At 65.5% G+C, this 11938-nt stretch carries 14 protein-coding genes; 3 read left to right on the top strand and 11 right to left on the bottom strand.

Annotation, left to right across the window (positions count from 1 at the left end; genetic code table 11):
- Positions 1-132: 132 nt before the first annotated feature.
- From murB to EJA05_RS08035, 8 genes are all read right to left on the bottom strand, one after another.
- Positions 133-1152, bottom strand: a complete 1020-nt coding sequence (gene murB, locus EJA05_RS08080) for a UDP-N-acetylmuramate dehydrogenase (RefSeq protein WP_125857890.1) — start codon at positions 1150-1152, stop codon at positions 133-135.
- On the bottom strand, positions 1149-1613 hold the full coding sequence (locus EJA05_RS08075) for a low molecular weight protein-tyrosine-phosphatase (protein ID WP_125857889.1): 465 nt from the start codon (positions 1611-1613) through the stop codon (positions 1149-1151). The genes murB and EJA05_RS08075 overlap by 4 nt, the downstream gene beginning before the upstream one ends.
- Complete coding sequence (kdsB, locus tag EJA05_RS08070; RefSeq protein WP_125857888.1) at positions 1613-2377, bottom strand: 3-deoxy-manno-octulosonate cytidylyltransferase; 765 nt, start codon at positions 2375-2377, stop codon at positions 1613-1615. Before kdsB ends, EJA05_RS08075 begins: the two co-directional genes overlap by 1 nt.
- Entirely contained in the window at positions 2374-2559 is a 186-nt protein-coding gene (locus EJA05_RS08065; protein WP_125463219.1) for a Trm112 family protein, read from the bottom strand. Before EJA05_RS08065 ends, kdsB begins: the two co-directional genes overlap by 4 nt.
- A 40-nt stretch (positions 2560-2599) precedes the next feature.
- The gene (lpxK, locus tag EJA05_RS08060) at positions 2600-3604 is read right to left on the bottom strand and encodes a tetraacyldisaccharide 4'-kinase (RefSeq protein WP_125857887.1); all 1005 of its coding nucleotides are present in this window, start codon (positions 3602-3604) and stop codon (positions 2600-2602) included.
- A complete protein-coding gene (locus EJA05_RS08055; RefSeq protein ID WP_125857886.1) occupies positions 3604-4038 on the bottom strand; it encodes an ExbD/TolR family protein in 435 nt (144 codons plus the stop codon). The genes lpxK and EJA05_RS08055 overlap by 1 nt, the downstream gene beginning before the upstream one ends.
- Positions 4035-4670 carry a MotA/TolQ/ExbB proton channel family protein gene (locus EJA05_RS08050; RefSeq protein ID WP_138221286.1) on the bottom strand — a complete coding sequence of 212 codons (636 nt, stop codon included), beginning with the start codon at positions 4668-4670 and terminating at the stop codon, positions 4035-4037. The genes EJA05_RS08055 and EJA05_RS08050 overlap by 4 nt, the downstream gene beginning before the upstream one ends.
- A 414-nt stretch (positions 4671-5084) precedes the next feature.
- Positions 5085-7304, bottom strand: coding sequence for a DNA internalization-related competence protein ComEC/Rec2 (locus EJA05_RS08035; RefSeq protein ID WP_125857885.1), 2220 nt, complete (start codon positions 7302-7304; stop codon positions 5085-5087).
- A 144-nt stretch (positions 7305-7448) separates the two neighbouring features.
- Between EJA05_RS08035 and EJA05_RS08030 the strand changes: the two genes are divergently transcribed.
- Positions 7449-8075: a DUF2062 domain-containing protein gene (locus EJA05_RS08030; protein ID WP_125857884.1), complete on the top strand. Its 627-nt coding sequence runs from the start codon at positions 7449-7451 to the stop codon at positions 8073-8075.
- Here the strand turns inward: EJA05_RS08030 and EJA05_RS08025 are convergent.
- The 3 genes from EJA05_RS08025 to EJA05_RS08015 all read right to left on the bottom strand — a co-directional run bounded on the left by EJA05_RS08025 (position 7959) and on the right by EJA05_RS08015 (position 10426).
- Positions 7959-8738, bottom strand: a complete 780-nt coding sequence (locus EJA05_RS08025; protein WP_125463214.1) for an ABC transporter permease — start codon at positions 8736-8738, stop codon at positions 7959-7961. The two genes, EJA05_RS08030 and EJA05_RS08025, sit on opposite strands and share 117 nt — an antisense overlap.
- Positions 8735-9667 carry an ABC transporter ATP-binding protein gene (locus EJA05_RS08020; protein WP_125857883.1) on the bottom strand — a complete coding sequence of 311 codons (933 nt, stop codon included), beginning with the start codon at positions 9665-9667 and terminating at the stop codon, positions 8735-8737. The genes EJA05_RS08025 and EJA05_RS08020 overlap by 4 nt, the downstream gene beginning before the upstream one ends.
- A gap of 135 nt (positions 9668-9802) precedes the next feature.
- Positions 9803-10426: a glutathione S-transferase gene (locus tag EJA05_RS08015; RefSeq protein ID WP_125857882.1), complete on the bottom strand. Its 624-nt coding sequence runs from the start codon at positions 10424-10426 to the stop codon at positions 9803-9805.
- A gap of 867 nt (positions 10427-11293) precedes the next feature.
- Between EJA05_RS08015 and EJA05_RS08010 the strand changes: the two genes are divergently transcribed.
- Together EJA05_RS08010 and EJA05_RS08005 are read left to right on the top strand one after the other, a co-directional pair.
- Entirely contained in the window at positions 11294-11533 is a 240-nt protein-coding gene (locus EJA05_RS08010; RefSeq protein WP_125857881.1) for a hypothetical protein, read from the top strand.
- The gene (locus EJA05_RS08005; RefSeq protein ID WP_125857880.1) at positions 11530-11781 is read left to right on the top strand and encodes a DUF3077 domain-containing protein; all 252 of its coding nucleotides are present in this window, start codon (positions 11530-11532) and stop codon (positions 11779-11781) included. The genes EJA05_RS08010 and EJA05_RS08005 overlap by 4 nt, the downstream gene beginning before the upstream one ends.
- Positions 11782-11938 lie beyond the last annotated feature (157 nt).

Here is an 11938-nt window from a genome sequence, read left to right as displayed (position 1 = left end):
TGCATCATGTATCGCCTGATCTGGCCTCATCGCCGGCAAGCCGGCTCCCACATGATTGCGAATCGCTTGAGACCAGCGCGGTCAATGTGGGAGCTGGCTTGCCAGCGATCAGGCCAGCACATACCTGCACAATCAGTACAGGTTCGGCTCCATCTCCAACTCCACGCCGAACCGTTCGAGGATATCCGCCTGGATCTTCTGCGCCAGCGCATACATCTGCGCCCCGCTCGCCTGGCCATAGTTCACCAGTACCAACGACTGCAAGCGATGCACACCGGCGTCGCCATCACGGTGGCCCTTCCACCCCGCCTGCTCGATCAACCAACCCGCCGCCAGCTTCACCTGGCCACCGGCCTGCGGGTATGCCACCACGGTCGGGTAAGCGCTACGAATCTTGTCTGCCAGCTCCACCGTCACCACCGGGTTCTTGAAGAAGCTCCCGGCATTGCCCAGCTCGGCCGGGTCCGGCAGCTTCTCCTGGCGAATGCTGCAGATCGCATCACTGATGGCCTGGGCAGTCGGCTGCCCGACACCCTGCTCGGTCAAACGCTGACGCACCGGGCCGTAATCCAGGTGCGCCCGCAACGTCCGGTCAAGGGCAAAACGTACGCGCAGGATCAACCAACGCCCGGGGTTGCGCTTGAACAGGCTGTCCCGGTAGCCGAACGCGCACTCCTGCAGCGTGAAATCGCGCAGCTCGCCGGTCTCTCGGTCGAGCGCGGTCAGGCCGGCGAACACGTCCTTGATCTCGACCCCATAGGCGCCGACGTTCTGCATCGGCGCGGCCCCCACGGTGCCAGGGATCAGGCTGAGATTCTCCAGCCCGCTCAGGCCTTGTGCCAGGGTCCACTGCACGAAGGGATGCCAGGGCTCACCGGCCTCGGCCTCCACCACCACCCGCTCGCCGTCATCGCTGAGCAGGCGCCGGCCACGGCTGGCCATGTGCAGCACCAGGGCGTCGATGTCGCGGGTCAGCAGCAGGTTGCTGCCACCGCCGATCACCAGCACCGGCACCTGCCGCTCGGCGGCCTCGGCCAGGGCCTGACGCGCTTCCTCATCGTCATGGGCCTGGGTGAAGTAACGCGCACGCACATCGATGCCGAAGGTGTTGTAGGGCTTGAGCGATACCTGTTGCTGCCACGCCACCGTCATAACCGCCCCTTGATTTCCACCACCAGCTCGCGGCAGGCCGCCTCGATCAGGTCCAGGACCTGCTCGAAACCTTCGGCACCGCCGTAATAAGGGTCGGGCACTTCATCCAGCGCCGCGCCGTAGCGGCGCAGGAACAGGTCCAACTCGCCCTTGGCGTTGTGCGGGCGCAGTGCCTTGAGGTTGGCCAGGTTGCTGTTGTCCATGGCCAGGATCAGGTCGTATTCAGCGAAATGCGCCGCCTTGACCTGCTGGGCGCGCTGGCGCGACAGGTCGTAGCCACGCGCCAGCGCGGCCTTGCAGGTACGGCTGTCGGGGGCCTTGCCCACATGCCAGTCACCGGTGCCGGCAGACGCCACCTGCACCTGTTCAGCCAGGCCTGCGGCCTCCAGCTGGTGGCGCAATACGCCTTCGGCAGTGGGTGAACGGCAGATATTGCCGAGGCAGACGAACAGAACGCGCATCAGGCCTCCAGCAAGCGCCGCACGCGCTCCAGGTCTTCAGGGGTGTCGACGCCCACGGCCGGGGCTTCGATGGCATCGGCCACGTGAATACGCACGCCATGCCACAGCGCGCGCAGCTGCTCCAACGCTTCGGTCTGCTCGAGCCAGCATGGGCCCCAGCCGACGAAGTCCTGGAGGAAACCGACGCGGTAGGCATACATGCCGATATGGCGACGGTACGGCACACCCTCGGGCAGCACGTCACGCGCCTTGGCAAAGGCATCGCGGGCCCAGGGCAAAGGTGCACGGCTGAAGGTCAGCGCCAGGCCGTGCTTGTCGCTGGTGACCTTGACCGCGTTGGGGTTGAACACGGTTTCCGGTTCGTGGATCGGCTCTGCCAGCGTCGCGATGCCGGCTTCGGGGTGCGCGGCGAGGTTGGCCGCCACCTGGTCGATGATCACCGGCGGGATCAGCGGCTCGTCACCTTGCACGTTGACCACGATGGCATCGGCCGCCAGCCCGAGCTGGGCGGCAACTTCGGCCAGGCGATCGGTGCCCGACTCATGGTCGGCGCGGGTCAACAGCACCTCGGCGCCGAACGCCTGGCAGGCCTCGACGATGCTGGCATCGTCGGTGGCGATGACCACGCGCTTGGCGCCGCTCTTGCGCGCCTGCTCCCACACATGCTGGACCATCGGCTTGCCGGCAATCGCCAGCAGCGGCTTGCCCGGTAGGCGCGTGGAGCGCAGCCGGGCGGGGATCACCACGGTGAAATCCAGGCTCATTTGTCCAGGCGCTCTTCATCGGTCAGGGTGCGCGCTTCGGTTTCCAGCATCACCGGGATGCCGTCGCGGATCGGGTAGGCCAGGCCCGCGCCCTTGCTGATCAGCTCGGTCTTGTCGGCGCTGAGCTTGAGCGGGCCCTTGGTGATCGGGCAGGCCAGTATATCGAGCAGTTTGGTGTCCATGGGGTTTCCTTGAGGCCAGTGGCCGGAAAATGAAAAAGGCTCAGGGGCGGCCGGGCAGCAGGCGGTCCAGCTGTGCGTCGAACCAGGCGGCAAAGGCCGCCGAAGGCAGCGCATCGACCGCCAGGTACCACCAGTCGTCGGCGGCGAAGGGCCGGCACTTCACCGCATCCTTCTCGGTCATCACCAGCGGCAGCGGCGGGCTGAACGACAGCAGCTCACGGCTGTACGGCGCATGGTCGGCGAACGGGTGCGGCAGCGGCTGCCAGTTTAGCCCCTGCAGGGTATTGAAGAAACGTTGCGGGTTGCCGATGCCGGCCACGGCATGCAGTGCCTGGCCAGCAGGAAACAGGTCAAGGCCACGGCGCTCGCCGCTGCGCAGGTTGATCAGCGCGGTGGGCTGCAGGCGAAACGCGAAGCCTTGGTCACGGTCGGCCGCGGCGCCATTGAACAACACCGCGTCGGCCTCGTGCAGGCGCTCGGCCGGCTCACGCAGCGGCCCGGCGGGCAGGCAGCGGCGGTTGCCCAGGCCACGGGCGGCGTCGATCAGCACCAGCTCCAGGTCACGGGCCAGGCGATAGTGCTGCATGCCGTCATCGCAGAGGATCAGGTCGGGCGCATCGCTGGCCAGCAGCGCCTGCACGGCGCGAGATCGGTCAGGGTCGATCATCAGCGGCACGCCAGTACGCTGGACGATCAGCAACGGCTCGTCGCCGGCCTGTTCGGCGCTCTGCTCGGCGGCGACGCGCCAGGGGTATTCAGGCGGCTTGGCACCATAACCACGGCTGACCACGCCAACCTTGAGCCCACGCTTTCGGCAGTGCTCGATCAGCCAGAGGATCATCGGCGTCTTGCCGGTACCGCCAACGGTGATGTTGCCCACCACTATCACTGGCACCGGAGCCCGGTAGCTGGTGCTCTGACCACTGAGGAAGCGCGCGCGCTTGCGCATCACCACCCGGCGGTACAGCGCCTCCAGCGGGCGTAGCAGCGCCAGGGCTGGATGACCGTTGTACCAGGCCGCGAGCAGGCGATCGGCGAAGGCCATCAGTGTTTACCCTGCGCAGCCTCGACGGTGGTCATGCGCAACTTGCTGAAGCCGAGCTTGCCGGCCGCATCCATTGCGGTGATCACAGCCTGGTGCGGGGTCTTGCCGTCGGCGCTGATCGCCAGCGGCAGGGTGATGTCACCGCCGGATTCCTTCTCGATCGCCTCGGTCAGGGTGTCCAGGTCGCTCTTGGGCAGCAGGTGATTGTTCACCGAATACACACCCTCGGCGCTGATGGAGATTTCCACCAGCTTGCCCTGGTCGGCCGGCGCCTGCTCGGCACTGGCGGCCTCGGGCAGTTCGACGCGCAGTTGCGTCTCACGGGTGAAGGTGGTGGTGACCACGAAGAACAGCAGCAGCACGAACACCACGTCGATCAACGACGCCAGGTTGATGTCGACGTTCTCGCGCTGACGGTTGCGCCGGAACTTCACGCCTTGCCTCCGGCCACTTCCACTTCACGGTCGCCCTGCAACACTTCCACCAGTTTGATCGCTTCCTGCTCCATGCCCACCACCAGCTCATCGATGCGGCGCAGCAGGAAACGGTGGAAGAACACCGCCGGGATACCGACCATCAGGCCGGCGGCCGTGGTCACCAGGGCCTTGGAAATACCACCGGCGAGCACTGCGGCGTTGGCGGTCATCTGCGAGCCCATGAAGGCGCTGAAGATGTCGATCATGCCCAGCACCGTGCCCAGCAGGCCGAGCAGCGGGGCCATGGCAGCGATGGTGCCGAGGGTGCTGATATAGCGCTCCAGCTCGTGGATGACCCGCGAGGCGGCTTCCTCGATGCACTCTTTCATGATCTCGCGGCCATGGCGCGAGTTGGCCAGGCCTGCGGCGAGGATCTCGCCCAGCGGCGAATCGGCGCGCAGGGCCTTGAGCTTGTCACTGGTGAGTTGCTTGTCCTTGATCCACATCCACACCTGGCCCAGCAGGTGCGGCGGGGTGACACGGCTGGCGCGCAGGGTCCACAGGCGCTCAACGACGATTGCCATGGCAACGATGGAACTCAGGATGATCGGCAGCATCATCCAGCCACCGGACTTGACCAATTCCCACACAGTAAGCATCCCCTCGGAAAAAGGCCGCCACTCTACCATACGCACGCGGGGGGCTCATCTGCCGGAGGTCAGGGAAATCGCAGGGTTCGACTTGGGACTTGCGAGGTGGCGCAAATCGAGCGCCGCCCGCGCGGCGCATCGCTGGCAAGCCAGCTCCCACATTTGTTTCGGGCCAGTCTCTCCTGTGCCATTACCTGGTCCGCCTTGTTGGTACGACGCGGTTCTGGCGTGGTCGCTAACGCTGCTTCACATGACTCAAGACATGCGCCAAAACGGGCAGCGGTACTTTCACAGGACTCATTGGCCCGAAACAGATGTGGGAGCTGGCTTGCCAGCGATGCGCCGCGCGGGCGGCGCTCGATTTGTGCCCCACCACAACACCCAAGGCATGCACCCCAAACATCCAGCAAATATTCATTCCTGATCGCGCCAGAACCGCCGCTGCCCCCGCCCCCCTTCCACCCCACCATGGCGCCCCAACCACAACCGCAGTGCGCCCTCCAAGGCCGTGTCATGAATGCTCATACCCTGCCGCCGATAGCGCTCGATAACCTGCGGATGAGGATGCCCGAACCCATTGTGCCGCCCGCGCGATATCAACACCCCGCGCGGGGCCATGGCCCTGATGAGCGCCTCGCTGGACGACGTGCGGCTGCCATGATGCGGCGACTGCAGCCAGTCGATGCGCGGATCCTCCGTCGCGGCCAGCCAGGCCCGCTCGGCCCCGGCCTCCATGTCGCCTGCCAGCAACAGCCGCTCGCCATTGGCCTCGACCCGCAGCACACAGGACCGCTCGTTGCTATTGGGCCCGGCCGGCCATTGCCAGAGCTCGAAATCGACACCATCCCATTGCCAGCGCTCGCCACTCTTGCAGGACTGGCCACGCAAGCCTGCCGCCAACGCCGTCGCTTCGCCGGCCAACACCCGTTTCACCGGCAGCCCACGATGAACGGCTACGGCGCCCCCGGCATGGTCGGCATGGGCATGGCTGATCAGCATCAGGTCCAACTGCCGCACCCCGAGCTTGCGCAAGGTCGGCAGCACCACGCTTTCCCCAAGGTCGCTTGCCCCCATCGCGGGGCCGGCGTCATACAACAGGCTGTGCTGGCGGGTGCGCAGCAACACCGCCAGCCCTTGGCCAACGTCCAGTTGCCAGACTTCGACCTGGCCATGCGGCACCTGCTCACGTGGCGCCCACAGGGCCAGCATCAGGACCGCACCCGGCGCACGCAAGGGCACGCCCCGAGGCAACAGCACCAGCAACGCGCCAAGCCCCACCAGCAGCCCGGCCCACGGCGGCAGTGGCTCGGCAATCCACGCCGGCACAAGCCTTGCCACCTGGGTAAGCCAGCCAAACAGGCCGTGCAGCGAAGCGCCCGCCAGCCACAACAGCCCCTCCCCCAGCCAGGGCAGCGGCAACAGCGCGGTACCGAGCAAGGCCAAGGGCAGCACCGCCAGGCTCAGCCACGGCACCGCCAGCAGGTTGGCCAGCGGCGCCGTAAGGCTGATCGGCAGGCCCAGCGCCAGCAGCACCGGCAGCAGGCCCACGGCGATCACCCACTGCGCCCGCGTCCAGGCCCGCCAAGGCCGCCAGGCACCCAGCCGGGCAGAAAAACACAGCGCCAACACCGCCACGGCGGCGAACGATAGCCAGAAGCCCGGCAACAGGCTGGCCAGCGGCTCGACCAGCAACACCCCCAGCAGCGCCAGCAACAAGGGCAGCCCCACGCCCAGCTGGCGAAAGCGCAGGCGCCACAGCAGTACCACCGCCAGCATCAGGCAGGCACGCTGTACCGGCACGCCAAAGCCCGCCAGCCAGCCGTACAACAGCGCCGCCCCCATGGCCAGGCCGCAGGCCCAGGGCAACCAAGGCAGGCGTCGCGGCCAGGCGCCCAGGCGGGCCAGCCCGGCCACCCCGCCATAGACCAACCCGGCCAGCAGCCCGATATGCTGCCCGGAGATCACCAGCAGGTGGACCGTGCCGGTGGCTTGCAGGGCCTGCCAGTCCTGGCGCGCCAGCCCCGCGCCATCGCCCAGCACCAGCGCCGCCAGGGCCGCCTCACGCCCATGGGCATCGACTGCCAGCAAGCGTTGGCGGATACCGTCACGCCAGTCATGGGCGGGAGCGCCCAGCCGCTCACCCGCCTTGACCGTGCCGCTCGCGCCGGTCCGCCGTGCCAGCAGGGTAGCCTCGCGGTCCGGGCCATGGGGGTTGAGCAACCCATGCGGGCGCCGCAAGTTGACCGCCAGCCGCCAGCGCTCCCCGCCGCGTAACCCAGGGCCATCGAACCAGCTCAGTTGCAACCGCTGCGGCAACTCGGCCCGACGCGAGCTGGTCTGCTCCAGCTCGAAGCGCACACCGTGCTCGGTGCGCGCCGGCAGGCCGACCACCCGCCCCTCCAGCCACAAGGTGCGCCCGTCCAGTGCCACGGCCAGCCGATCATCCAGTGCCTGCTGCGCCGACCAGCACGCCCAGCACAGCCCCAACAGGTAACAGCCAAGCGGCCAGCCCCGCGTACGCAGGCAGGCCAGCCCCAGCAATAGCAGTGCAAGCAACCACCCGACCGGTGGCAGAGCAGGCAGAAAGCGCAGGCTCAACAGCCCGAGCACGAGCGCAAGCATCCCTGTGCGCATGAGATAGAGCTCCAGAAGCGAAAAACGCCCCTGAGGCTTAGCTGATCAAGAGGGAAATCCTGCTAAACAATTGTCACAAACTCTGAACGAGGCTGCGATTCAATCAAGGCATACTGACGCCCTTCAACCCCGCCGGGAGCCCACATGCCGCGCCGTCTGTTCAAACGCTACATGCCGGACCCGACCAGCATCCGGGAACACAAGTCGTTACGCTTTTTCGGCAAGCTGCTCCACGACCCCAACCTCTGGCACCTCAACCGTCACTCGGTGGCGCGGGCCATGGGCGTCGGGCTGTTCGCGGCGTTGATCCCCATCCCCATGCAGATGCTGCTGGCCGCCGCCCTGGCGATCCCGGTGCGCGGCAACCTGCCCATCGCGGTGAGCCTGGTGTGGCTGACCAACCCGCTGACCATGCCGCCGGTGTTCTTCGTCACCTACATGACCGGCGCCTGGCTGATGCAGGTACCGCCGCGCACGCTGCCCGAAGAGATCACCGTCGACTGGGTCACCGACCAGCTGGCAACGCTGTGGCAACCCTTCCTGCTGGGCTCGGTGGTGTGCGGGGTGGTGCTTGGCGTACTCGCCTACTTCACCACCCAGTTCTACTGGCGCTGGTGGGTGGGCCGGCAGTGGCGCCGGCGCCAGTGCCGCTGCCTACGCCCGCATGCCACGGCCACTGACCAGCAGGCGGATGCACAGCAGGTAGAGCAGCGCGGTGGCCACCAGCATGAACGTGATCGCGGTGCCAATGCTGATGTCCGACACCCCTAGGATGCCGTAGCGGAACGAGTTGACCATGTGCAGCACCGGGTTGGCCAACGACACGGTCTGCCAGAACGGCGGCAACAGGGTAATCGAGTAGAACACCCCACCCAGGTAGGTCAGCGGCGTCAACACGAAGGTCGGGATGATCGAGATATCGTCGAAATTGCGCGCGAACACCGCGTTGACGAAGCCCAGCAGCGAGAAGATGGTCGCGGTAAGCAACACCACCACCACGGTCACGCCCAGGTGATGCACCTGCAAGTGGGTGAAGAACAGCGACAGGATCGTGACGATCACCCCCACCGCCAAACCACGCAGCACACCACCCAATACGTAGCCGACCAGGATGATGTGCGGCGACACCGGCGACACCATCAGCTCCTCGATGGAGCGCTGGAACTTGCTGCCGAAGAAGCTCGACACCACGTTGCCGTAGGAGTTGGTGATCACCGACATCATGATCAGCCCTGGCACGATGTACTCCATGTAGGTGAAACCGCCCATGTCGCCGATCTGCCGGCCGATCAGGTTGCCGAAGATCACGAAGTACAGAACCATGGTGATCGCCGGCGGCAGCAGGGTCTGCGGCCAGATACGCAGGAAGCGCCGCACTTCGCGGTAGACGATGGTGTTCAGGGCCACCCAGTTGGTGCGCAGCTCCACACTCATACGGCCACCTTCGACAGGTTTTTTTCCACCAGGGACACGAACAGCTCCTCGAGTCGGTTGGTCTTGTTGCGCAGGCTCTGCACCTCGATGTTCTTCAGCGCCAGCTGGCCGAACAGCGCGGTGATACCGATTTCCTTCTCCACCTGCACTTCCAGGGTGTGCGGGGTGATCAGCCGGCACGGGTAGCCATGCAGCTCAGGCGCAGCGGGCAGGTCGTGCTTGAGGTCGAGCACGAAGGTCTCGACATGCAGCTTGCCCAGCAGCTGGCGCATGCTGGTGTTCTCGACGATGGTGCCGTGGTCGATGATGCCGATATTGCGGCACAGCTGCTCGGCCTCTTCGAGGTAGTGAGTGGTGAGGATGATGGTGATGCCCTTCTGGTTGAGCTCGGTGAGGAAGCTCCACATCGAACGGCGCAGCTCGATGTCCACCCCCGCGGTCGGCTCGTCGAGGATCAGCAGGCGCGGTTCGTGGATCAGCGCCCGGGCGATCATCAGGCGGCGCTTCATGCCCCCGGACAGCGAGCGCGACTGCACGTCACGCTTGTCCCACAGCCCCAGTTGGGTCAGATACTGCTCGGCACGCTCCTTGGCCAGCTTCGGCGGGATGCCGTAGTAGCCCGCCTGCGTGACGACGATGTCGAAGGTCTTCTCGAACTGGTTGAAGTTGAACTCCTGGGGTACAACGCCCAGGCAGCGCTTGAGCGCAGCCGGCTCGCGGTCCAGGTCGTGGCCGAACACGTTGACCGTGCCGCTGGTCTTGTTAACCAGGGTCGAGAGGATGCCGATGGTGGTGGACTTGCCGGCGCCGTTGGGGCCCAGCAAGGCGAAGAAGTCGCCTTCGGCGACGTCCAGGTCGATGCCCTTGAGGGCCTGGAAGCCGTTGCCGTAGGTCTTGGTCAGCTGTCGGATGGACAGGGCGGAACTCATAGCGGGTCACGTACCGGATAAAGAATGGTTCAGGACACGCCAGGCAAAGTCACTGGCGCAGTGAGTGCGGCCATGGTGCAAGGGCCGGCCGCACAAGTACAGTCACATCTATTGATAATGACTATCGAAGTGGCGTCACGTCAGGGCAGTCATCACCGCCGCCTGGTAGGCCGGGCGTTGCTTGAGGCGCTCGTACCAGGCCTCCAGGTGGTACATGGACGGGCGCTCGATGGGCATTTCGAACCAGGCGTAGATGAAGCTGCCCAGGGGGATGTCGCCCATGCCGATCTGCTCACCGGACAGGTATGGCTGCTTGCTCAGGGTTTCGTCGGCGATGGCCAGCAACTGGGCGCACTGCTTGTGCGCGGCGTTGATCGCCACCCAGTCGCGCTGGTCTTCAGGGGTGCGCAGCAGGCCCCAGAACAGCGGGCGGAACGGGGTGGCGAAGGACGAGGTGGTCCAGTCCATCCACTTGTCCGCCAGGGCGCGCTGGCGTGGATCGTCAATGTACCAGCCCTGCTCCTCGCCGTACTCGGCGCACAAGTAGCGGACGATGGCGTTGGACTCCCACAGCACCAACTCGCCGTCTTCGAGCATCGGTACCAGGCCGTTGGGGTTGAGGGCCCGGTAGTGCGGTTCGTTGACCACGCCGAAGGCGCCGCCGGCGTCGATGGATTCAAAGTCCAGGCCCAGTTCGTGGGCGATCCACAGCGCCTTGCGCACATTGCTTGAGTTCTTGCGGCCCCAGATCTTCAGCATGGCGATGTCCTTATGAATGCGGGAGGGGGACAGTCTACTCCAGGCTTGGGCGTTGTGTGGGGGTGTGAGGGCCCTATCGTGGGGCAAGCCCGCTCCCACGCAGCACCCACCGTGGGAGCGGGCTTGCCCCGCGATAGGGCCGTCTGCCAATAGAGATCGCGTGGGGGCTGACAGGTGTTCGTCGCAAGGTTTCTGGCGCCTATGAGATCGAGCGCCGCCCGCGCGGCGCTTCGCGGGTAAACCCGCTCCCACAGTTTGTTTCGGGCCAATGAGTCCTGTGAAAGTACCGGCGCCTGCCTTGGTGCATGCCTTGAGTCATGTGGGGCGGCGGCAACGCCCACACTGAAACCGCGTCATACCAACAAGGCGGACCAGGTGATGGCACAGGAAAGACTGGCCCGAAACAAACGGTGGGAGCGGGTTTACCCGCGAAGCGCCGCGCGGGCGGCGCTCGATCTCAAGAACGCTGCAAGGCTCTCGCCTGGCACCTGATCGCCCTCACGCGGTAACCAGCCAGGACCGCCAAAGGCCTACCACTCAACCCGTAAGACATTTCCGAACCTGAAACCAAATGCTTCAGCCTGCAGCGCTTGGGAACTATCCTACGCGCCTGCCGGAAGCTGCTGCGTTGTCGGGGAAACACCACAGGGATAACTTCACCCGGTCGCCACATTTGGTGACCGGGTGTGAGAACCCGACCACATATGACAACCAGCGGTTCCCTAATGGTGGCCGTGTGCGGGCAGACTTTGGTCTGGCCGGGTTTGTCCTATGTCCCGGTTTCTCACCTCGTACACGGCCGCCACCCTCACCTCGTGAGAAAGGATCTGGATGGTGGTTTTCAATGACCGCATAGGACTCTTTATCATGAAAAAAATCGTCCCCGATCCACCCCGCTTCTTCCCCTACCTAACCGTCTCCCCCGACCTCACCCCCGAAGCCGCCCGCGCCGAAGCCACCTCGCTGATGGCCTGCCTGCGCGAAGTCCTCGACCTGTACTTCGACACCAACTGCGAAGAACAACGCCAGACCCTGCTGAACACCTGCGTCTACCTGAACCAGCTGCTCTACCCCCTGATCCGCCACGAAACGGGAGCACGGCCATGACCGCTCCGACCGACCATGGCTGCACCTCAGGCACCACCCCCTGCCTGGAGCTGTTCCGCATCCAACCCGGCACCCCCTTCCAGCACGCTTTCGACGAGCTGTCGGTACTGCTCGGCTGCATCCGCCACCTCACCTGCGAAGCCGAAATGGAGAACGACATGCTCGCCGGCAGTTCGGCGCGCATCCTCAGCGCCATGGCCAAGGCGCTGATCGATGACATGGAGCTGGGAATGAATCGCTCCGATTGATCCAATGGCCTCATCGCGGGGCAAGCCCGCTCCCACGATTGGAATGCAGTTCACATGCGTGGGAGCGGCGGTTCGCCGCTGCGACTTGCCCCGCGATGGCCAAACGAACTCTTGGCGCCCCGCCGTGTCAGTCCTCCTAGCCCGTCTAAGCTCTGTG

The sequence above is a fragment of the Pseudomonas oryziphila genome (genome assembly GCF_003940825.1).
Classification (GTDB): domain Bacteria; phylum Pseudomonadota; class Gammaproteobacteria; order Pseudomonadales; family Pseudomonadaceae; genus Aquipseudomonas; species Aquipseudomonas sichuanensis.
The sequence above is the reverse complement of the archived record's forward strand: the minus strand, read 5'-3'. Positions and strand labels throughout refer to the sequence as shown.

Bases quoted from the DNA above. Each gene is read 5' to 3' on its own strand.
- EJA05_RS08005 (WP_125857880.1), top strand. From the start codon at position 11,530: ATGACCGCTCCGACCGACCATGGCTGCACCTCAGGCACCACCCCCTGC.
- lpxK (WP_125857887.1), bottom strand. From the start codon at position 3,604: ATGGCCTTCGCCGATCGCCTGCTCGCGGCCTGGTACAACGGTCATCCA.
- EJA05_RS08015 (WP_125857882.1), bottom strand. From the start codon at position 10,426: ATGCTGAAGATCTGGGGCCGCAAGAACTCAAGCAATGTGCGCAAGGCG.
- EJA05_RS08020 (WP_125857883.1), bottom strand. From the start codon at position 9,667: ATGAGTTCCGCCCTGTCCATCCGACAGCTGACCAAGACCTACGGCAAC.
- EJA05_RS08065 (WP_125463219.1), bottom strand. From the start codon at position 2,559: ATGGACACCAAACTGCTCGATATACTGGCCTGCCCGATCACCAAGGGC.
- EJA05_RS08010 (WP_125857881.1), top strand. From the start codon at position 11,294: ATGAAAAAAATCGTCCCCGATCCACCCCGCTTCTTCCCCTACCTAACC.
- EJA05_RS08075 (WP_125857889.1), bottom strand. From the start codon at position 1,613: ATGCGCGTTCTGTTCGTCTGCCTCGGCAATATCTGCCGTTCACCCACT.
- kdsB (WP_125857888.1), bottom strand. From the start codon at position 2,377: ATGAGCCTGGATTTCACCGTGGTGATCCCCGCCCGGCTGCGCTCCACG.
- EJA05_RS08025 (WP_125463214.1), bottom strand. From the start codon at position 8,738: ATGAGTGTGGAGCTGCGCACCAACTGGGTGGCCCTGAACACCATCGTC.
- EJA05_RS08030 (WP_125857884.1), top strand. From the start codon at position 7,449: ATGCCGCGCCGTCTGTTCAAACGCTACATGCCGGACCCGACCAGCATC.
- murB (WP_125857890.1), bottom strand. From the start codon at position 1,152: ATGACGGTGGCGTGGCAGCAACAGGTATCGCTCAAGCCCTACAACACC.
- EJA05_RS08035 (WP_125857885.1), bottom strand. From the start codon at position 7,304: ATGCGCACAGGGATGCTTGCGCTCGTGCTCGGGCTGTTGAGCCTGCGC.